Origin of the sequence: Salinicola sp. CPA57 (genome assembly GCF_003206035.1) — a bacterium.
Lineage (GTDB): Bacteria > Pseudomonadota > Gammaproteobacteria > Pseudomonadales > Halomonadaceae > Salinicola > Salinicola socius.
This window is the reverse complement of record NZ_PZJR01000003.1, coordinates 751,291-773,356: the sequence shown is the minus strand read 5'-3', so window position 1 is coordinate 773,356 and position 22,066 is coordinate 751,291. Positions and strand designations below refer to the sequence as shown.

General features: G+C 41.4%; 23 protein-coding genes. 21 read left to right on the top strand and 2 right to left on the bottom strand.

The window, feature by feature from the left end:
• Positions 1-196 precede the first annotated feature (196 nt).
• The 3 genes from DOM36_RS05805 to DOM36_RS05795 all read left to right on the top strand — a co-directional run bounded on the left by DOM36_RS05805 (position 197) and on the right by DOM36_RS05795 (position 1,557).
• Entirely contained in the window at positions 197-385 is a 189-nt protein-coding gene (locus tag DOM36_RS05805) for a hypothetical protein (protein WP_110641812.1), read from the top strand.
• 399 nt (positions 386-784) lie between these two features.
• A complete protein-coding gene (locus DOM36_RS05800) occupies positions 785-1,252 on the top strand; it encodes a lysozyme (protein ID WP_110641810.1) in 468 nt (155 codons plus the stop codon).
• Positions 1,249-1,557 carry an HNH endonuclease signature motif containing protein gene (locus DOM36_RS05795; protein WP_110641808.1) on the top strand — a complete coding sequence of 103 codons (309 nt, stop codon included), beginning with the start codon at positions 1,249-1,251 and terminating at the stop codon, positions 1,555-1,557. The genes DOM36_RS05800 and DOM36_RS05795 overlap by 4 nt, the downstream gene beginning before the upstream one ends.
• Here DOM36_RS05795 and DOM36_RS20000 read toward each other — a convergent pair.
• On the bottom strand, positions 1,554-2,084 hold the full coding sequence (locus tag DOM36_RS20000; protein WP_157958568.1) for a hypothetical protein: 531 nt from the start codon (positions 2,082-2,084) through the stop codon (positions 1,554-1,556). The two genes, DOM36_RS05795 and DOM36_RS20000, sit on opposite strands and share 4 nt — an antisense overlap.
• A 167-nt stretch (positions 2,085-2,251) precedes the next feature.
• On the opposite strand from DOM36_RS20000, the gene DOM36_RS19995 reads away from it, so the two are divergent.
• From DOM36_RS19995 to DOM36_RS19975, 18 genes are all read left to right on the top strand, one after another.
• Entirely contained in the window at positions 2,252-2,689 is a 438-nt protein-coding gene (locus tag DOM36_RS19995; RefSeq protein WP_157958567.1) for a hypothetical protein, read from the top strand.
• Positions 2,686-4,221 carry a terminase TerL endonuclease subunit gene (locus DOM36_RS05790; protein WP_110641806.1) on the top strand — a complete coding sequence of 512 codons (1,536 nt, stop codon included), beginning with the start codon at positions 2,686-2,688 and terminating at the stop codon, positions 4,219-4,221. Before DOM36_RS19995 ends, DOM36_RS05790 begins: the two co-directional genes overlap by 4 nt.
• Before the next feature lie 51 nt (positions 4,222-4,272).
• Positions 4,273-6,192, top strand: a complete 1,920-nt coding sequence (locus DOM36_RS05785) for a phage major capsid protein (protein ID WP_110641804.1) — start codon at positions 4,273-4,275, stop codon at positions 6,190-6,192.
• Between the two features lie 104 nt (positions 6,193-6,296).
• The gene (locus DOM36_RS19990; RefSeq protein WP_157958566.1) at positions 6,297-6,503 is read left to right on the top strand and encodes a hypothetical protein; all 207 of its coding nucleotides are present in this window, start codon (positions 6,297-6,299) and stop codon (positions 6,501-6,503) included.
• Between the two features lie 3 nt (positions 6,504-6,506).
• Positions 6,507-7,829, top strand: coding sequence for a phage portal protein (locus DOM36_RS05780; protein WP_110641802.1), 1,323 nt, complete (start codon positions 6,507-6,509; stop codon positions 7,827-7,829).
• A complete protein-coding gene (locus tag DOM36_RS05775) occupies positions 7,829-8,128 on the top strand; it encodes a head-tail connector protein (RefSeq protein ID WP_110641800.1) in 300 nt (99 codons plus the stop codon). Before DOM36_RS05780 ends, DOM36_RS05775 begins: the two co-directional genes overlap by 1 nt.
• A complete protein-coding gene (locus DOM36_RS05770; RefSeq protein WP_110641798.1) occupies positions 8,125-8,475 on the top strand; it encodes a phage head closure protein in 351 nt (116 codons plus the stop codon). Before DOM36_RS05775 ends, DOM36_RS05770 begins: the two co-directional genes overlap by 4 nt.
• A complete protein-coding gene (locus DOM36_RS05765) occupies positions 8,468-8,905 on the top strand; it encodes an HK97-gp10 family putative phage morphogenesis protein (protein ID WP_110641796.1) in 438 nt (145 codons plus the stop codon). The genes DOM36_RS05770 and DOM36_RS05765 overlap by 8 nt, the downstream gene beginning before the upstream one ends.
• A 442-nt stretch (positions 8,906-9,347) precedes the next feature.
• Positions 9,348-9,830 (top strand): phage tail tube protein, encoded by a 483-nt coding sequence (locus DOM36_RS05755; protein WP_110641792.1) that lies wholly within the window; start codon positions 9,348-9,350, stop codon positions 9,828-9,830.
• A 67-nt stretch (positions 9,831-9,897) separates the two neighbouring features.
• A complete protein-coding gene (locus tag DOM36_RS05750) occupies positions 9,898-10,242 on the top strand; it encodes a hypothetical protein (protein ID WP_110641790.1) in 345 nt (114 codons plus the stop codon).
• A 535-nt stretch (positions 10,243-10,777) separates the two neighbouring features.
• Complete coding sequence (locus DOM36_RS05745; RefSeq protein ID WP_110641788.1) at positions 10,778-13,546, top strand: phage tail length tape measure family protein; 2,769 nt, start codon at positions 10,778-10,780, stop codon at positions 13,544-13,546.
• Between the two features lie 26 nt (positions 13,547-13,572).
• Positions 13,573-13,926 (top strand): phage tail protein, encoded by a 354-nt coding sequence (locus tag DOM36_RS05740; RefSeq protein WP_110641785.1) that lies wholly within the window; start codon positions 13,573-13,575, stop codon positions 13,924-13,926.
• Positions 13,923-14,627 (top strand): phage minor tail protein L, encoded by a 705-nt coding sequence (locus DOM36_RS05735; RefSeq protein ID WP_110641782.1) that lies wholly within the window; start codon positions 13,923-13,925, stop codon positions 14,625-14,627. Before DOM36_RS05740 ends, DOM36_RS05735 begins: the two co-directional genes overlap by 4 nt.
• 2 nt (positions 14,628-14,629) lie before the next feature.
• Positions 14,630-15,352 carry an NlpC/P60 family protein gene (locus DOM36_RS05730; protein WP_110641780.1) on the top strand — a complete coding sequence of 241 codons (723 nt, stop codon included), beginning with the start codon at positions 14,630-14,632 and terminating at the stop codon, positions 15,350-15,352.
• On the top strand, positions 15,288-15,959 hold the full coding sequence (locus DOM36_RS19985) for a hypothetical protein (protein ID WP_157958565.1): 672 nt from the start codon (positions 15,288-15,290) through the stop codon (positions 15,957-15,959). The genes DOM36_RS05730 and DOM36_RS19985 overlap by 65 nt, the downstream gene beginning before the upstream one ends.
• Before the next feature lie 25 nt (positions 15,960-15,984).
• The gene (locus tag DOM36_RS05725; protein ID WP_110641778.1) at positions 15,985-20,106 is read left to right on the top strand and encodes a phage tail protein; all 4,122 of its coding nucleotides are present in this window, start codon (positions 15,985-15,987) and stop codon (positions 20,104-20,106) included.
• A 31-nt stretch (positions 20,107-20,137) separates the two neighbouring features.
• On the top strand, positions 20,138-20,986 hold the full coding sequence (locus DOM36_RS19980) for a pyocin knob domain-containing protein (RefSeq protein ID WP_157958564.1): 849 nt from the start codon (positions 20,138-20,140) through the stop codon (positions 20,984-20,986).
• A gap of 3 nt (positions 20,987-20,989) precedes the next feature.
• Entirely contained in the window at positions 20,990-21,544 is a 555-nt protein-coding gene (locus tag DOM36_RS19975; RefSeq protein WP_157958563.1) for a hypothetical protein, read from the top strand.
• On the opposite strand, the gene DOM36_RS05720 is transcribed toward DOM36_RS19975, so the two are convergent.
• Positions 21,541-22,065 carry a hypothetical protein gene (locus tag DOM36_RS05720; RefSeq protein ID WP_110641776.1) on the bottom strand — a complete coding sequence of 175 codons (525 nt, stop codon included), beginning with the start codon at positions 22,063-22,065 and terminating at the stop codon, positions 21,541-21,543. The genes DOM36_RS19975 and DOM36_RS05720 overlap by 4 nt on opposite strands.
• Between the last annotated feature and the right edge of the window lies 1 nt (position 22,066).

The following is a 22,066-nucleotide window of genomic DNA, read 5'->3' as shown; positions in this document are numbered from 1 at the left end:
TAGTATTCAGCAAACGATGACGGATGATGAAATTAACGCAATAGCTTTCGATGATATGTTTGATGCATACAAGACATTTTACGAGTACATCATATCGTGATTAGTTGCATGGGATGTAGGGAAAGGCGCGATAAAATAAAGAAATACATAGACGATTTCAGAGAAAACGTTAAACGAATGAAAGAGAAGAATAAAAATGAGCAACCAGAAAATGGATGCGCTAATAGCAGCGATGATAGATCAAACACGAGCAATTGATGAGCTAGTTAGAGTCGTAGACGAGCAGAACATGATGTTGAATCAGAGCAGTGATGAAGAGATAGAGAAAGATTATATTGAAATTCGTCAGATGAATGGGAAAGTTTTAAGAGTCCCAAAAAAATGATTGATCAATACTATTTTGTAAAATATCAGAAAGACGGCAGAGTTTACGCATCTGTCTATAAACGAAATAGTCAATATCTAATGCTGGACTAATACTATTATTCAGAAGCAGAAATAATTTTAGTAGAGCTAATTCATACGATCAACGGTAAACCTGTTGTCTCTATAGCTGGATCATTCAGGACGTACTTTCATTTAATTTTACGGTTCACGTCAGAGACTATCAAGTTTCTAGACAACGACGAACAACAGCATATATACAATCTACTGTTAATCAAACAATATACCGCACATAAGCCCGCCTAATCCCTCCTACTAAGATAATTCGAACAATATGATAAAACCTCTCAGAAGGGCTCGTTGGTGCCCTGACGTGGATGTATTTTGCCTAAATACATTCATGAACATATACAACCAAATAAAAACCACCAGAGCAATATCAGATGATGGCATTGAACGTTTAATCGAACGTGAATCAGTAGAGCTAACAGCATATCAGGATGTCGCTGGTATCTGGACTATTGGAGTAGGGCATACCGGCGCTGATGTCTATGAAGGGCTAACGGTCACATACGATCAGGCTATCTCGTTATTACACGCTGACATAGAGCGATTCGAGACAGTAGTTAATAGGTGTATTGATGTCTACCTAGAGCAACACGAATACGATGCGCTGGTATCGCTAGCGTTCAACATCGGCGTTCATGCATTCAAGACGAGCACAGTAGTTCGTTTGATCAACGCTAATGACTTCCTCGGAGCTGCTGACGCTTTCATGATGTGGAAAAAGGCTGGTGCAAGAGTGGTTCAGGGATTGATCAATCGTCGCAAAGATGAACGTGCTCAATTCTTGGGTATTGGGTTATGAGTCAGCATCAATATTCACATCTCTATAAAACCCGATCATGGTTTCGTTTACGTCAGAAACAGCTAATGAAAGCGCCGCTCTGTGCATTCTGTCTCAAACGCGGAATCTACACACAAGCGCGCATAGTCGATCACATTACGCGACATCGTGGCGATACTGAGCTATTCAGTGATCCAGACAATCTACAGTCACTATGCAAGCGGTGTCATGACAGTACGAAGCAGAGACTAGAGAAGCGTGACGTTCAGGCATTCGGCTTTGACGCTGATGGATTCCCGCTCGACCCTGATTCGCACTGGAACTAAACATCAGAACGCGGCCTAAATAACTGTTCCCATACAGTTGCGTATATTTGGCCGAATAATATAATAAACCTAATACGATTATCACTATCTTTGTAATAATGACGATCAACTGTGTCATCGTCATGATAAAAAGCGACACCATACCTAGGATTTTTATAACGGTTTCCTGTCGTAGGTGAAATGTTGTTTAGCATGTCTTCTAAAGCTGATATGTGTCGATGCGTAATCTCTTCACCTGAATTATTATGCGCGAGATCATTACGTATTTTAAATATCTTTTTAATGGGTGTAACTAGAATGTCTGGGAAACCTAGATTCTTACACACGCCGACCCGCATTTCATTCGATGTCAACAAACCTTCGAAAAGGTCAGCACCAGTTTTAGAGATTAGCCAATGATCTAATAGTGTCTCTAAATGAAAACTACTGCGCAATACGACACCGATATGATCTTCATTAAACATTAGCTTTGCAATGCTAGTTAATTCAGTAGCAACGTGATCATCTGCGTCAAAGTCAATGCGCATGCTTGATATCTCCTTTTGACTGTCCTCATAGATTACATCAATGGGGGGTGGAATGGAATGCGTACAACCCTAACCACTGCTGACCGCGCTCCACCCCCGAAAAATTATAACTTCCGGTATTCGAGTTTTCATAAATCCCTAAATAATAAAAAGAAAAGGGAATTATTATGGGCGCACGCGGACCGAAATCTAAAAATGAATTGTCTCTAATCGATAATTCTACAACTCAAATTCAACAGCGAATCGCACCCCCGGCAGATTTGACTAAAAACGAGCAGTCAATCTTTCAGGATTTAGTCAATCAGTTACCCGCATCTTGGTTTAACAAAACTCACATCTCTATGATGTGCCAATACTGTAGACACGTTTCAACGTCTCAGATGATCGCATATCAACTGCAACAACTCACAGCACAGCAACTACTAAATGAAGAGGGACTAACAAGATTCGATAAATTGTCGAAAATGCAGGAAAGAGAAACGCGAGCAATTACAACATTAATGCGTTCAATGAGACTTACGCATCAAGCGACGTACGATCATAAAACATCTCACACCGCTAAGCATGCCGCCGGTCAGGCGATAGATAAAAAGCCTTGGGAATGAATAACAACAATAATATGAGCAGGGCAGAACGTAATATTGAATGGATTGAGACACATTGCTATGTGCCTGATGGTAAGCTCGCCGGTCAACGTGTTCAATTAACTGATCACCAAAAATTGTGGATGATCTCTATATACGACAGCCCCACACGAACATTCATTCTTTCGATGCCGCGAAAAAACGCTAAGACAGCTCTTAGTGCATTTCTTTTGCTATTACATCTTGTCGGACCCGAAGCCGTTAGAAACGGACAGCTATATTCATCTGCTAATTCCCGCGATCAGGCCGCAATTCTATTCAAATACGCAGCAGCATCGGTACGTCTAAGCCCGACTCTATCAGATTTCGTATCAGTCAAAGATTCAGCTAAATCGATAGAATGCCCGCAGCTCGGTACAGTCTACCGGGCACTGTCAGCAGACGCTAAGACAGCTCACGGGCTAAGCCCGGTCTTTATTGTTCATGATGAGCTGGGACAAGTGAAAGGCTCGCGATCAGAGCTATACGACACGCTAGAGACTGGTTCAGCAGCGCATGATAATCCGTTGTCGATCATCATATCGACGCAAGCGAGTACAGATAACGATCTGCTTTCTCTTTTAATTGATGACGCGTTGCAAGGTGAAGACCCGAAACGCAAGGTCATTTTATGCACGTATGACGGTGAACATGTCTATTCAGATGAAGCGCTAAACGCAGCAAACCCGCATTTTGGCGATTTTATGAATCAAGACGAGTTACGCGACATCGCTAAACGCGCACAGCGTATGCCGTCACTCGATGCAGCATATCGGAACTTGCATTTAAATCAGCGAATAGCTGTAGACGATAAATTTATTTCACTAAATGTCTGGAAAGAAAATTCAGGAAAACCTGAAACGTGGCGCGGTCAGAGAGTTTGGGCTGGGCTCGATCTATCAGCAGTCTCAGATTTAACGTCTTTAGTACTACTCACAGAGTCGGGTGACGTGCACTGTTTCAACTGGCTACCAGCAGACGGAATACATGATAAAGCGGCTAGAGACCGCGTTGACTGGCCAACATACGCTAAAAATGGACACCTAGAACTTATTCCCGGCAGAACTATCAGTTACGATTTTGTTGCTCAACGTCTGCTTGAGATATTCAACAATTGTGATGTTCAGGCGATAGCGTTTGATAGATACAACATGCGTTTTCTGATTCCAGAACTACAGAGACTCGAATTTAGCCCCACTATGATCGATAAATTTAGAGAGTTTGGTCAAGGTTTCGTATCGATGAGCCCAGCAATTCGAACATTAGAAGAGTTATTACTAAACCAAAAACTCAGACATGGGAATAACGCAGTTTTGAATATCTGCGCGCATAACGTAACGACTCAATCAGACCCAGCAGGTAATAGAAAATTTGTTAAACCCGATTCTAGACATGATTCAGGCCGAAAAATCGATGCCATGGTTTCGCTAGCTATGGCTGTAGGCGTTAGACAGTCACATGAATTAGAAGAGAAAAAACCTAAATTAAAGCTAAATGCTCTGAAGTTCTATTAAAAATTTCCCTAAATACAATCATATAATAATAAAAACGAGAATAATAATAAAATGAGTAAAAAAGTCGCTTATTCAGTTTTGAGTATCACTAAATCAGTTGATGACGGTGAATCAAGAGAAATCTACGGCATTGCAACTACCCCAGCGCCCGATAGGGAAGGTGATGTTATAGATTCAACTGGCATTCAATATGCAGAATCATTACCGCTATTGCTGCATCACGATCACAAAAGCCCCGTTGGCACTGTTGAATTTTATGAAAAAACCGAAGCTGGTATTAAATTTAAAGCCAAAATTGCAAAAATCGAAGAAGAAGGGGCTTTAAAAACACGTACTGATGAAGCGTGGCAGTCTGTTAAATCCGGCATCATAAAAGGCGTTTCAATCGGTTTCCGCGTAATTGACGGCGCTATTGAGGTCATGAAATCAGGCGGAATACATTTCAAATCGATAGAGGTATATGAATTATCGCTAGTAACTGTTCCGGCAAATGCTCAGGCAACAATACTAGCTCTAAAATCTTATGATTCAAATAGTGATGATGATGTTGAATCTGAGAGCCCCGCGACTACTGTTTCGCAAACTATAATTAACAATAACGATATTGTAAAAAATCATAATAATAAAGGAAAAGAAAATTTTATGAAAATCTCTGATCAGATTAAGAGTTACGAAACAAAAATCGTGGCTCTAAAAAAACAATTAGAAGAAGTCTTTGAAAAATCACTAGCTGAATCTCGTGAATTAGACGAAGAAGAGGAAGGCCGATATGCTTCTATCAAAGAAGAAATCACTAATTCTGAAAAGCATTTAGGTCGTCTAAAAGATTTCGAAAAAACTATTTCTAAAGAAGAAAACACAGTTGAAGTTGCAGAACAAAATGAATCTGTTAAATCTTTCTCTATGCCAGCCCAGCCTAAAAAATTCGTAGAAAAAGGCGTTAAATTCGCTCGTTTCGCTAAAGCCGTTCGCGGTGCTAAAGGTGATTTACGTACTGCTGCTGAACATGCCAAAAAATTTACTGATACCCCAGAAGTTTATAACGCAATAAAAGCAATGGTCGACAGCGGTACTACTACTAACGCTGACTATTCTGCGCTAACTGACTATCAGAACATTCAGAGCGATTTCATCGAATTTCTACGTCCCCGTACAATCATCGGTCAGCTAGACGGTTTCCGTTTTGCTCCCTTTAATGTTCGAATCAAGGGCCAAAATCAAGGTTCTGTTGCTCAGTTCGTAGGCGAAGCAAAAATGAAGCCTGTAACTTCACTAGGTTTCAACTCTATTCTATTAGAAGAATACAAGCTCGCAGCTCTAGTAACTGTCTCTGATGAGCTTCTACGTAACGCAGATCCTCGCATTGATCTCACTATTCGTGACGATCTTGCTAACGCAATCGCTCAGGCTGTCGACCTACAGTTTATCAATCCGCTAGCTGATGGTGTCGAAGGCGTTAGCCCAGCATCTGTTACTAACGGTGTTACAGCTATCCCCGCTTCCGGCGTTACTGCTGATGATCTACGTCGCGATCTAACTAAGCTAAAGATCAACATGAGCAATGCAAAAATTGGTTATGGCGGTGCATACATCGTTCTAGACACTGCTATTCGTCTACAAATCGAAAATATGCGTACTGCCCTTGGTTCTGCTGAATTCCCAGAACTCGCTGACAGTCGTCTAATGGGTCTACCTGTAGTTGAATCAGAAAATGTTGGTAACAACATCGTTCTCGTTAAAACCAACGAAATTTACATGAATCAAGACAACATCGTCATCGATACTAGTCGTGAAGCGTCTGTTCTAATGTCTAATGATCCAAATAACGACAGCGGTTCTCTAGTTTCACTATGGCAGACTAACCAGCAAGGTTTCTTAGCTGAACAGTATGTTAACTGGCAGAAACGTCGCGATGCAGCCGTCCAGTATATCAGCGGTGCAAATTATGGCGGTTTAGAAACTGGTGAATAATAAGTAGTTTCTTAGCAATAACAACAATAATAGCTAAGTTTGAAACCCTCATTCGAGGGTTTCTTTTTTGCTAAATATAATAAAGAAATAGGAAATCTATAATAATGACAACAATCAGGTTCACTAAACGTTGCGCTAGCTATCGAGAAAATCAAGTTATTTCAGTCAAACCAGCAGAAGCAAATGTTTTTGTTGCTATTGGCGTTGCCGAAATAATGAATGATTCGGATAGTTTTGATAAAGAAATAAAATCAGACAGTACAGTTAAAAAGAAAAAACGATCTCCAAAAACAAAAAATACAGGAGAATAATCGATGGGTATTTTTGACAGATTTAAGAAAAAGTCGTTAGCAATAGACTATAGAAACACAACCGATAGAGTCAGAGAACCATTCACAGGCGCGTGGCAGCGTAATATTTCTGCTGTACGTGATGACGTGATCTATACGAACACTGTGTTTTCGTGCGTGTCTCTAATCTCACAAGACATCGCTAAGTGTGACATGGAACTAATCAAAAAAGATAACTTTGGTGTCTCTACAGTCGTGCGTAGTCCGCAATTTTCTAAAATATTACGCAATCCCAATAGTTATCAGACGATGCAAGAATTTATCGAAGCGTATGTTTTATCGCTTCTAAGATTCGGTAACACATACATTCTAAAAGAAAGCTCTAGTTTTGGTCTTATAACAGCGCTGCATATCATCGATCCAAGATTTGTTAAAACCAGAATTGCTACAACTCAAGATGTTTTCTATCAGATTCAGAAACGTGACGACGATGTAGCTATCTCTGAACAGTCTGTAGTGATTCCAGCCCGCGACATGATACACGACAGAATCAACGCTTTTAATCATCCTCTAGCTGGTATTTCCCCGCTAGTCGCTGCGTATTCCAGTGCTGAACATCAGGCAAACATGCAATCTGACGCATCAACGTTTTTTAAGAACGGCAGTAGACCTTCCGGCATTCTTTACCACGAATCTGAAGTAGAAGACGAAGTTGCAGAAGCATTTGCTAAAAACTGGCGTGAGAATTTTAGTTCAATCGCTAATTCTGGTTCAGTGCCGTTTCTACATTCCGGCGTTCAATACAAAGCCCTCGAATACACAAACGCGTCAGATTCGATGTTAGTTGAACAGCTCGGATTAACAATTACTCAGATTTGCACGGCTTTTAGAGTGCCTGAATTTCTAATCAATACCGGTCAAAAAGATTCGGTGACTTCCGGCGAGCAAAGATCACAAGCTTACTATTCACAGTGTCTACAGCCATACATCAAGAGAATTGAGACAAAATTAACGGATGGTTTAGGTCTATATGATGTCGGTCTAGAACTACAAATCAACATTGATGATTTGATCAGGCTTGATCAGTCGAAAAAAGTAGAAAATCTAACGTCAGCAGTCAAAGGCGCAATTATGACATTAAACGAGGCTCGTTTACGTCTCAATATGAGCCCAGTTGAAGGCGGCGACACGATCTATCTACAACAACAATATTGGTCATTAGAGCAATTGAATAAGCGTGAGCAAGCCCCCAGCGGACTAAATCCAGCGGATGATATCAATAATGCGACAGTTTCTAATGCAAAAAAAGAAACCGGTTCAATAAATCAAGATGGAGATACAGAATAATGGAATTTGTGACATTAGCAGAAATGAAAAAGCATTTACGTGTCGATCATGATGAAGACGACACTATTATTCAGTCATACATCTATGCTGCTTCATCACTAATTGATGCATATTGCAATTCTGATAAAGCGCTTTTAATCGATGATGTAGTTGAAGAGCGAATTAAAATCGCGACAGTTTTGATAGTTGCTCAGTTTTATGATGATCAAATTGATATCAGTGAAAACATGACAGTTCCAAGGGCTGTCAAGTCGTTACTGTGGGAATACAAAGTTTTGAAATTAGCGAGTAGTAAATGAAAAGAAATAGAGCTAGCTACAGACATCGCATCACATTTCAGAAAAAAGTGAAAACTCGTGAACCGGCGACAGGCGCAGTTATCTACGCTTGGACAGATATAGACGAGTTAGTAAACGTTCCCGCTGATGTTCAGTTTTTATCAGCTAAAGAATTAATGTCCGCTGATTCACTACAGTCTAGCGTTTCCGCGAGAATTATTATCAGATATAGATCATACGATTTCACCGCATCAATGCGTATCATCTATAAAGACAAAATCTACGACATTTTAGGCGTAATACCTGATAACGAAACTGGTAGAACTCACATCACGTTTCCGGTGAAACAAGGTCCAACGGATGGCTAAAGGATACAAAATCACAGGGATGGATGAGCTATTTAAAAATATCAAACGTGTTAAATCTGAGATTGTAAGAGATTCAGCACGATCAGCCGGACGCGCAGCGATGAGGATCGTTCAGGAAGATGCGCAGCGCAGAGCGCAAGCGATAGATGATCCGAAGACACCGACCCACATTTATCAGAATATCGCAATGACGACACGTTGGGATAAATCTACTGGCATCATGCGTGTGAAAGTCGGTGTAAGAGGCGGTGCACGCTACCGCAAGGGTGACAAAGATAAATTACTGACTACATATTTCCGCTTCGTAGAGCTTGGCACAGAACGCAGTAGAGCTAGACCTTTCTTACGCCCAGCTTTAAAAAATAATCATCAAGCGGTACTCAAACAATTTTTAGATGAGATGAATAGACAATTAGACAGAAGAATATAAGAAAATGTTAACTGACTTTTACGTAAGATGCTCTCAGAGCGAAGGATTCAAATTACTATTAAATGATTCAGATGATAAAACATCTAGCGATGATCTCCGTATATACCCGATAGTGGCGCCCGAAGGTGTAGCTTATCCCTACATCGTTTATAACACAATAACAAGTAATCCTTTTAATGTCTTAAAAGGAAAACCGGTAGCGGAGTCGGTTTGGGTTCAGGTTGATATTTACGCGAAAGACTACGTTTCATGTCTCATGTTAGCTCAGGTTTTACGAGAAGAATTAATTGATCAATGTTATATGCAATTGAATCTTGAGACGTTTGACGACGAGACTAAATCTTATCGCATTTCTCACGATCTAGATTTCATTACATCAACAAATTTTAGATAAATAATATTGCAAGTATTATAATTATAATAATAAAGGAAAATAATAAAGATGGCTAAGAATTTCGTTTTTACTCAAGGCACAGACGCTTATGTTCATAAAATTGGCGCTACTGATGTCATCGATTTAGCATGTATCGAAAGTGTAGACCCCGGCACTACCTCACGCGGTCAAGTCGCTTTAACATGTTTGCAAGATACCGAAGCACAATTTGCCCCCGGCTTGGATACTCCGGGAACCGCTAATTTTGTTCTAATAGTTGATCCTACCTCTACAGTTCAATCAGAGCTATATCAGATGTATAACAACCGCGAAACAATCGAGTTCGTTATTGGCTGGGCTGATGGTACTGCTGCACCAACTGTTGACGCTGAAACTAGTGAACTAGATTTTAGTTCTGCTGATCGTTCCTTCATCGTGACTGAATGCTATATCTCAGAATATAATTTCACTTTTGAAGCTGATAACGTCGTCAAAGCAAACGTGACATTACAGCTTTCCGGTAAAACTATGTTTTCTCCAAAGCCCGCTTGATATTTGACTAAATATCATTAAGGCATTTAAGCCCCTAGCGGGGCTTTTTATTTTGGAGAAAATAATAATGAAATTACTTGAAAAAGCTAAAACTTACGACACTAAAACGAATTTTGTTCTATCGTCTGTAGAGTACGATGATGAAAATATCGAATTCTACGTCGCAGATAGAATGACTGCATCAGACTATGAATTCGTCTATATGAAAGGCGACGAAAATAGCAGTTGGATGGGTCGGCTAGTTCATCGCTGTACGCGTGATATAGATGATAAGGGCAAACAACAACGTATCGATCTAGAACAATGTGAAGCTTTCCCTACGCCATTGCTATCCCTGTTGTGTGCGAAAATTAATGAGATACAAGAGCCTTTAGAAATAGCTGACAACGAGGACGAGGCAAAAAACGACTGAAAGACCGTGAGATTTGGCATGAGCTTGTTTTAGCCGGTGTCGGCGGTCGCACTATAGAAGAAGCTAAAGAAACGTTAACGTATCAAGAATTTATTGATTGGGTTGAATATCGATCAATTCGAGGTCCGCTTATCTCTTCTCAACGTTTAGAGCAACAGATAGCACAACAAACTTTAGTGCATCTCAGAGTTAACGGAGACAAAGAAACGTCTATCTACGATCTAATGCCATTTGAAGAAAAGCCGGACAAGGAAAAGGTTGAAAAAGTCGAATTATCGTTCGATCAGTTCAAGACAATGATGCAACGTCTCTAAATAGCTCTATAAGGCTCTCTGTTCAATTTTAGGTCAAAGTGACCCTATGGCCTTGGTTGATGTGAGAACGTTCAACACAGCGCATCACAGAGAGTCGATTTCTACACAGCTCGATTAAAATCTAAATAAAATAACCATCAAGCCCCCGTAGGGGGCTTTTTCATTGTCTGAACAACACTAAATATCAATATAACAAAAACAATAAATGGAACAAAAATACAATGGCGACAAATTCACGAAATCTTGGTTCATTAACAGTTGATCTAGAAGCGCGCACGGGGCGATTTACAGATGGTATGTCTAAAGCAGAGCGGGCAGCTAAGAAACTCGAAGACTCTAACAAACGTCAACAACGAGAACTCGATAGATTAGTATCGAAAATCGATCCAGTAGTCGGGAAGCTGGGCGAGCTGGATCGCATGGAACAACAGCTAGCTAAACATCGAAAATCCGGCAAACTCGATACTGAAACATATGACGTTCTAAACAAAAAAATCAACGAACAGCGTAACGCGCTTGCAGGTTCATCATCTGCAATGCAGAAGAACGCTAAGACGGCGGGTGAACTCAGATTCGCGACTCGCGGACTACCTGCACAGTTCACTGATATCGCTGTATCTCTTCAAGGCGGCCAACGTCCGCTGACTGTACTGTTGCAGCAGGGTGGTCAGTTAAAAGATATGTTTGGTGGCGTTCTCCCAGCATTTCGAGCGATGGGAACTTATGTTGTCGGTTTAATTAATCCGCTAACAATCGTTGCTGCTGCTTTGGGTACGTTCGCAATAGCTGCGTATGCTGGTGCTGATGAATCAGACAAATTGACAAAATCATTAGCTCAAACGGGAAACATGTCAGGCGCTACTACTGATGAGCTAATCATGACTGCTAGAGCGCTTGATAATTTGTCAGGTGTGACACAACGTAGAGCAGTTAACGCACTAAATGAAATCGTAAAATCTGGGCAATTTACAGAAGATCAATTCACTGATATAGCGTCAGCAGCGTTAGCTATGCAAGATAGTACAGGACAAGCGATTGATGAAACGATTTCACAATTTGCTAAAATTGCTGATGATCCTGTAGAAGCAATTTCATCATTAAATGAAAAATACAATTTCTTAACTGCTGACATCTATAAACAGATAACGGCGCTTGTGGAGCAAGGGCGTACTGTTGATGCTCAACGTTTAGCAATGCAGACTTATTCAGATACTATTCAAGATCGTGCAAAAGATGTCACGCGATCTTTAGGGACGATAGAAACAGTCTGGAAAAATATCAAAATAGCAGCGAGCGAGGGCTGGGATGCAATATTAGATATCGGTCGTCAGTCAACTATTGATGACAAAATCTCTGATGTTCAATCGCAGTTAGCAGCAGCTAGAGACCGCGCAGAATCAGGACGATCATCAAAAACAGGCGGTGTAGCAGCAGCGCAAGCACAAGTAGCGAATTTAACGATTCAGCTATCACTATTAGAATCACAGAAAATAGCTACACAACAGCAGGCTAAAGCCGAAGCTGATAAACAGAAAATTCAAAATCGTGCTATTTCAGCAATTACATCTGTCAATAAACTCATCGATGACGGACGTTCAAAAGCTGAACAGCAAGCTAAAGCGTATAAAGATTTAGAAAAAAATATTGCAGCAGCAGCTAAAGCTGGTACGCCGTTTTCAGCCGAAGAAATTGATAAAGCTCGCGCAGCGATTAATGATAAATTTAAAGAGACTAAACGTGAAACGTCTTATCGTGAAGATGCAGCAACTCGTTATCTCGATAAACTACGTGAACAACAGTCATCGCTACAACAGCAGTCAGAGACATCTGACAAAATCGGTTCAGCACAACGTGAGCTAATAAAATTTAATCAACAGATTGCGGACATTAAATCGAAATCACAGCTAACAGCAGAGCAGCAATCACTGTTGAATAATGAATCAGCTATTCGTAAGCAATTATCGATTAACTCTGCGTTAGAGAAACAAATTGAAGCGCAAAAATCTCTAGAGACTTTAGAGAAGAGTAGAGAAAAATTATTCGTTTCATTAATGACAAAAAGAGAAAAAGCGCTAGCTACAACGAAAGAGCAAGTAAAAGAAATTCAAAAATTACGTGAAGCCAATCTTCTAACGTCAGATCAATCATCAAGCTTAACGACTGCTGCGAATCGCGGTGCTCAATCTGATGCGCCTCAATTCTCCGGATTATCACCGGAAGTCGGCGGGGCTGCTGGTGATCTACAAAAAATCAGTGAGTACAAATCGAAGCTTGAAGAGTATTTCAAAGACGAAAGTAAATTAAATGAATCGCAGTACGACGAAAAGCTAAAATCGGTCGAAGATTATCTAACACGTAAAAACGAGCTAGAAGCATTATCGGCACAAAAGACGCAACAGATAGCGCAAGCGTCGAGTCAGGCACAGCTATCAGTAATGTCATCACTAGCATCATCGACTGCTGACATCATAGCGACTATCGGTGACAAATCGAGCGCTGCATACAAAACCATGTTCCTTATCTCGAAAGCCGCACAGATGGCACAGGCGATAGTGAACACAGAGACAGCAGCAACGCTAGCGCTAGCTCAAGGGGGCGGCATAGCAGGGATACCGATGGCTACCATAGTGCGGGCGACAGGTTACGCGTCAGTTGCCGCTATAGGGGCTACAGCTATCTCCGGTGTCGTCGGTCAGGCGCATGACGGCATCATGACTGTACCGAATTCAGGCACGTGGAATCTCGAAGCTGGTGAACGTGTATTACCACAAAAAACCGCCAAAACTTTGGATAACACGTTATCGCGAATCGATGCGTCTAAATCTTCAAATTCATCAATCGTTTACTCTCCGACGATCAACGTTGAATCAGGTGCGAATGCTGGTACTCAACAAGCATTTGAACAATATATGAAATCAGATAGAGCAAGATTTTTAGCGATGGTCAGTCAAGAGAAACGCAACGGTGGTGCGCTATCGAACTATAAATAATAAGAACAACAGGAATAACAATAATAATGGCGTATGCAAAATTTCCAACACTCAATCATCGGGCTGATGTCGATTACGGCGCATCTGATGAACTAGAGTTTTCAATAAAATCAGTTAACTTTGGCGACGGCTATGAACAGCTATCGCCCGCTGGTATTAATTCAATACGTTCAACGTTTAACATCACGTTTTCAAATCTGACAATTGATGATGCTCAATTAGTTGAAGCGTTCATTAGATCGAAAAAGGGAGTCGAACCATTTCTATTCGATTTCAATCGTGAAGATTCGAGAGCTGTCACGTGTTCGCAACTCTCACGCACTGTCGATAATTTTGAACGTATTACTATCAGTGCACAGTTTAGAGAGTCGCATCAATGAACAATATCATCGCGACTACAGCACAGCTATTAACTACAGATGCAGTTATCACACTCTATGAAATTGACGCTAAAAATTATGGTCAGGGCGTCTTACGTTTTCACGCAAACTCTAATGAAGTTTTAAATTTTAATGGATATAACTACACACCATTTCCAATAAAATCTGAGGGTTTCGAGTACAACGGTAAGGGTTCACTACCGACCCCAACGCTAACGGTTCCAGCCCAAGATTTAGCGTTTATGAGTGTGTTAATAGGTTCAAACAACCTTGAGGGTTGTGACGTTCGAAGAATCCGAACATTTGAAAAACATTTAGATTCCGGCTCTGACCCAGACCCTTCAGCTACATTTCCAGTTGATCATTTCTATATCGATAGACGCTCTGCACAAACGTCAGTTTCTATCACGTTCGAACTAGCGTCGAAACTTGATCAGCAAGGCAAGCAAATACCTAATCGACAATGTATTAAAAATACGTGTACGCACAGCTACAGATATTGGAATGCAGAGACTCAGGAATTTAGCTATGAAAACGTGACATGTCCGTATGCCGGTGATGAATATTTTGACAGAGAAGGTAATAAAATTATCGATCCAGCAGAGGATACTTGTTCAAAAGATTTAGTTGACGGCTGTCGTAAACGTTTCGGTAATAACCCGCTGCCGTTCAGAGGCTTTCCGGGGTTGCAGCGATACTAATTATGCTAACAACAGAACAAGAACAACAAATCAAACAGAAAGCGATAGACGGTTATCCGTTAGAAACAGTCTGGCTATTAACTGAGAAAGCGGGGCTCTATCAAGTTCAAAACGTCTCTGATGATCCCGAGAATCATTTTCACGTTTCCAAAAATGATATGATTAAAGCAACAAAAGAAGGTTTGTTAGCTGTTATACATTCACATCCTGATTATCCTGCATGTCCTAGTGAATCAGACATGCGAACACAGCTAGCGTTAGATGTCCCGTTTGCTATTGTTGCGACTGACGGTAAAGATGCAACAGCTCTAACGTGGTGGGGCGATAATATCGAAAAAGCTCCGCTGATCGGTAGGGGGTTCATTCACGGTGTTCAAGATTGTTATTCACTGATTAGAGACTACTACGAATTAGAGCTAAACGTTAATCTACCTGAATATCCCCGTTCTTGGGAATGGTGGAAATTAGGACAAGATTTGTATTCAAAGAATCATGAATCAGCAGGATTTATTAGGGTCTATGAGCCCCAGCGGGGCGATATGATTTATATGCAGATCAGATCAGGTGTACCCAATCACGGAGCTGTGTATCTTGGAAACAATCTGATTCTTCATCACGTCACAGCCTCAAATCCTGTCGATCAGACACGCATATCTAAACGTGAACCAATCGCTCGTTGGCTCCCATATATCACCCACTACTACAGACATAAATCACAATTTTGATAAATATCTAAAACAAGGATATTTTCAAATTATGGTCAATGTTCATCTTCACGGCTCATTAAAACAAAAATTTGGTGAGCTATATCAACTAGACATCATCGACGCAGCAGAAGCTATACGCGCACTGTCAGTACAACTATCAGGGTTTGAGACCGCTATACGCGACGGATCATGGCATGTGGTGCGCGGTAACTCATCTTTAGACGAATCATCACTAAATATCAAATTCGGTAGCGAATCAGAGCTACACATCATGCCAGCGATTGCCGGTTCCGGCAGCGGGACAGGTAAAACAATCCTCGGGGCTGCGCTGATCGGGGCTTCATTCTTCGTACCAGCGGCAGGCGTAGCGGGCATAGCAGCTCTCTCAGGTGGTGCGGTAGCCGTCGCCGGGGCATCGCTTGTGCTATCAGGCATCTCTACGTCGCTCGCTACTCAGAACACAGCAGATTATGAATCTCAGGTTTCACCGGACGAACGTGCGTCGTTCCTGTTTGATGGCCCAGTCAACCGCGCAGCGCAGGGTATCGCAGTTCCAATAATAATCGGGGAAGTTAAAACAGGTTCAGTTGTCGTTAGTGCTGGTCTATCTACAGAACAATTATAAAAAATAAAAATGGATAAAAATAATAATGAATGAAGTCATAAACGTCATAGGGGCGAAAGGTGGGAAAGGTGGCGGCGGTTCTGGTCGTGTAGCTCAGGAAGACCCGAATACACTACAAAGCAACGCGACAGCGAAAATAATAGATTTACTGGGCGAGGGTGAAATAGTCGGTCTAGTAGACGGCGCTAAATCAATTTTTATCGATGATACGCCGCTACAAAATGAAGATGATTCTTTTAATTTTTCCGGTATTGAGTGGGATGAGCGGGTTGGATTAACAGAACAAGATTATGTTTCAGGTTTCGACGGTGTAGAAGCAACGACTGACGTATCAACTCAGGTCAAAAAATCAGATGCAGTAGTCAGAGCTATTAACGATACAGATATTGATGCTGTACGCGTTACTATTCAAATTCCAGCACTTACTGAACAAGATAAAAAAACGGGCGATCTTCATGGCTCTAGTGTTCAGATAGCTATTGATGTCGCATCTGCTGATAGTTCATATACTCAAGTTAAATCAGACACAATTTCAGGTAAAACGACTTCACCTTATCAGCGCAGTTATCGCATTAATTTATCGGGTCAAGGTCCATGGAACGTTCGTGTTCGTCGTTTAACTGATGACAACGATGACGATTCATCAATCAGAAATGACACGTATTGGTCAACTTATACAACAATAATCGACGGTAAGTTCGTCTATCCAGACAGCGCATATTTAGCTTTAAAAGTTGATGCGTCTCGTTTCGGTGATTCAATTCCTGATCGTGCTTATCATGTTCGAGGTCTGATAGTTCAAATTCCATCAAATTATGATTCTGAATCTAGAACATATTCCGGTATATGGGATGGTACGTTTAAACGAAGCTGGACGAATAACCCAGCTTGGATTTTCTACGATTTATGTACAAATAAAAGATACGGCGCGGGCATAGATGCGCAACATGTTGATAAATGGTCGCTTTATCAAATCAGTGTGTATTGTGACGAGTTAGTCGATGACGGATATGGCAGCACAGAGCCAAGATTTACAGTCAATACTGTTTTAAATTCACGTTCTGAAGTCTTTGACGTATTAAACAGCTTGGCAGGCGCTTTCCGGGGCATGATGTACTGGTCAACAGGGTTAGTTACTGCTGTTCAAGATGCACCGTCTGATTCATCACGTTTTTTCAATACTAGTAACATCGTCGATGGCGAGTTCAAATATTCAGCATCTAAACTCAGCACTAGACACACTGTATGCGCGGTCAGTTGGAATGATCCAGACGATAATTATCGAAAAAGCGTTGAGCTTGTCGAAGATCAGGAAGCTATTCAAAAATATGGATTCAATCAAACCGACATAACAGCTTTTGGATGTACTTCTCGTGGTCAAGCCCGACGCTTGGGACTCTGGACACTTTACACTGAACAGAGTGAAACAGAGTTACTTGAATTCTCGACCGGTTTTGCTGATGCGGACCTAAGACCGGGCGAAATCATATCTATTTCTGATCCTAATTATGTTGGCGCTAGAATCGGCGGTCGTTTGGTTGGGAATCTCTCAACTCAAACTGTTCTATATATCGATAAACAACCGTCCGATTTTGACGGTGCTAATCGTGTTATTTCTGTTCGTTTACCTTCGGGATCAACTGAACATGTCAGCGTTTCATCTATATCTGATGACGTAATCACTCTAGCTACATCTCTATCTGAAAAGCCATTAGCTAACGCGCCGTGGATGCTTTCCAGTGCGGACGTTTCAGCGAGAACGTTTCGAGTGTTGAGCGTCACCGATAACGAAGACAATTCTTATACGATTTCAGCAATCGAACACAATAAACATAAATTTGCTCAGATCGAGCAGGGTCTAAAAATACCTGAAAGCCCGACGACTCTATTGCCTACTGGCCGACTCAATCCGCCTCTAGATATATCAATAGAATCATATACTTATATAGCGGGTGGACAAGCTCATCAGGGTCTAACGATAAGCTGGACGCCTGCCGATGATCCCCGCGTGCGTAGCTACGTTGTAGAAGCCATGAGCCCAACGCAGAGCGCGTATGAGCCTGTCGGTGGTACAGCGCTAACGAGCATCGATCTACGCGACACTGTAGGCGGGCAATGGTCAGTCAGAGTTGCCGCCGTCGATAGCATCGGGAACCGCTCAGCGTGGTCAGTACGTACAACTACGATTTCGACACTGCTACTACCCGTTGCGCCCGATTCTGTCGCTATGACGCTCGGCACGTTCAATATCACGCTGATTCCGTCGAGCAGCAGGCCGGGGCAATTATTCGAATATCGACGCTCAAACACAGCGCTTGATACTGATCAAATTGAATCTAACGCTGTTTTTCTCGGGTACTCAACGACTCTCGTCGATACGTCTCTAAAGTCTGGAACGACCTATTACTACTACGTGCGGGGCTATAACGCCTACGGCGTGAGTGTGTGGTATCCAATTTCAGGCACTACTGGCACCAACGTTGATGACATCACTGATGCAGTTTTAGACGATCTAACGAAACCCGGCGCATTGCTAGATCAGTTCGAAAACGGCATTAAAGACAATGCAGACGCGATTGATGCTGCTAGAGTCGATGTAGATAAAGCGATTAACGATTCTCAGACTGCTTTAGACACTGCTGAAAACGTTCAGACACAGGTTAACTCGTTAGAATCATCAGTTGATAATCGTGTGTCTAGCGTAGAAACGACAGTACAAACGCTATCTGACGATGCACAAGCTATTGCAAATAATGTCATAGAACTAACCTCAACTGTCGATGGGAATTCAGCAACAATTAAAAATCTAGATCGAACTATTGCGCTCGATCACATGCTACTAGCGATTCATGAATCAGTACAACAGACGCAAAATGCAGTTGGATCAGCAACGATTACTGTCGAAAATATCACGCGTGTTAATGATACCTCTGCACTAGCTCAGCGAATTACTACATTAAACACGTCGTTTAACGATACTACTGCGTCGATTCAGAGTGAGCTAACAGCGCTGTCGACAGCCGACTCTGCTATAGCTCAACGCATAGACAACTATGAAATCGATGTGGATGGTCAATTTGCTAGCGTAAATTCTTCAATCAGTGCTGTTTACGATAAAAATAATGGTGCTGTAGCACAGTCAATACAGACTGTGAATGTTAACGGCAAAAAGGCCATGATCGGTATGCAAGTTGGTGGCGGTACTGCAACTATCGCCGCTGTTGCTGATGTTTTCGCTATTATTAACGAAGACAACGGCAACTACAAAATTCCATTCGTCGTGACCGGCGGACAGACAGTGATCGATGATGCGTTAATTCGTGATGCGTCAATTACTAATGCGAAAATAGAAAACGGTTCTATCAATTCAGCAAAAATCGCTGATTCGATACAGTCTGATAATTACAGCAGTTCTTCGGGTTGGAAAATATCGAAAGACGGTCGAATGTATTTGAACGCGGGGCTACAAATCGGCGCAGGTGATTTAGGTGATGATGTAACTATAGCTGGTACAGACACACTCAGAACTATTCGAGATCGTGCGTATGATGGCACACGTTCTTATGATCGTATGAACGATTGGACACGCAGCGGTACGACGCTGATCGACGGCGGCAAAATCTATGCTGATGATGCGTTCATCGTTAGTGCAATGATCAAAAATGCTGAAATCGATACACTACAGCTTAAAGGTAATGCAGTAACTATATCAAAATCAGACACAATATCTGGTACGTATGATTTATCAACTAGCTGGGAAGATGTTATTGGTTTTGATTACAATCCAGAAAATAACAATTGTGATGTCATATTTAATTTTTCTGGTGATGTTTATGCTTCAGAGTATATTAATAATAACTCTTATGCGTATGCACGTATAAGAATTCAGCTTCGGGTGCTCGTTGATGGGGATTCAAAATATCAGTGGGGCGACATTCTTGATGTTCGTAATACAACATATAACAACGGCGACGGCGTGGCACAGGCTATTGCAGAAGCGGCAGATGTAAAAACATTAGCAGCACCGCTATCGAAATGGTCAGGCAAGCGATATGTAAAAATACAAGCTCGGATGATCGGTAACGCACAAAGCTATCATGCATCTGTTGCAAAACGCTATATGAAGCTATCCACATCAAAGCGCTAAATAATTATAATAATAAGGAATAATAATAAAAATGGCAGATACAATTAATGTTCAAGATGCAAATGACTGGCTGGGCCAAGTAGAGTCTAGAGCGCATGAATTAGTAGATTTACTGAAAGCTGGGGTTGATATTTCAACGTCTGGGAATCTTGGTGATATAGCTCTATTTGATACACTCTCAGCTGCACCGGTCGGTACAGCATCAATACTACGCAATAAAATTGATTTTGATGTCAGCGTCCGCTCTATATTAGACGCTGCTGGCCTTGGCGGTCAGGATCAGCCTGAATATCCGCCCGCATCGATGAATGATGATCCCGTTTCAATACCTGCCGGGATTTATAGAGTCACATCACAGACAGGTGACAGACCTTATAATGGTCGTGGCGGTACTATACTGTTCACTCGTTACGATACTGAATCAGTAACTGTGCTCTATTTTCCAGCCAATATGAATGAAATATATTATCGCTATTACTATAACGATGAATGGTCTGCTTGGCATAAGTTCTACAATACGAGTCAAGAAACGGGATGGATTACACCGACACTATTAGATGGCTGGACTACATACGGGTCTTCATATGACTCTGTTCAGTATCGACGTGATGCGATGGGTTATGTTCATTTAAAAGGATTGTTAAGAACGTTCACTGATTGGCACCTTTCCGACATATTTACACTACCAGCCGGATTTCGACCCGCTGGAAGTCAAATATTTGGCGCATTCTGTGACCAAGGAGCATCATCAGTCAATATCGGACGTATCAACGTCTATCCTAGCGGTACAGTCGGACCCGGCCCCGGTGCGTGGCGCGAAGATCCTACTAACGTTGGTTGGGTCAGCCTAGCGGGCATTTCATTTGTTGCGGAGATTTAATCGATGAAAATATTATTTGAAATAGATAATGATGGGTATTTTCTGGGTGACGTGATAATTAGTGATAATGAATCAGTTCCCGAAAATGTTATAGCTCACCGGCCGCCTCAACCGTGTATTAAACCCCGGTGGGTTAACGGAGGATGGATAGAAGAGGCACAAGATAAACTTGAATTAATCAATGCTGGCGTTGATCAAGTGCGAGCTACGAAACGTACACTGATCGCATCTCTAGGTATTGATTATGATAATGCAGCTAATGAATTACTGAGAAACTATCCTGAAAATGAGCGTCTAACATTCTCTCAACAGCAGCTAGAAGCTGAAGCATATGTTCTAGATAAAAATACTGATACGCCAATTTTGAACAAAATTTTAGAAGGGCGTAACGGTGATGACGGTACTGAAACGTTAGATGATCTCGTTGCTAAAGTACTAGCTAACGTAGATAGATTCTCAGAGTTTCAGATAAAGACTGGATATAGACAAAGAGTAGAGCGCCGGATTCTTGACGCTCAGTCATTAGAAGAATTGGAAAGCATTAGCTGGGAGTTTTAAGGCAATACTTTTTTTGTTGTGTCTTTCGTCTTTGGTATTAGACTGAGGTCACTATGCATCGATTTTTCAATCTCAGTTTCAAAGCTAGTGATTTCAATATCAATTCTATTCACTGCGTCTATAATAATCTCGTATGCATTTTCAGTCGCATGAGGCAGCGACAAATGCGCACGTGCTCCGTAAGCGTGCGTCAGTATATTGTTATTTGCTATTTCTATTATACTTTCTGATTTCGTTGAGATGTATAGCTTGGCCGTTGTTAGATCTATTATAATTTGCTCTGACGCTTCAATTATTTCTTTCAGTTCTGTAGTCGCCGATGTGTTGTTAAATTTTAACTCATCTTCGATTTGGCGTTGTCTTAACTTAACAACCTTTGTTTTCAGTTTTCCAAAATTTCTCATCGTGCTTTCATACATCTCGAGTTTCTTAAGTCTATGTTGTCTATATTCAAATGATATCAATGTCCCCAACATCGCCACGATAGCGCCAATTAGAGCTGATATTATTGTAGAGAACATA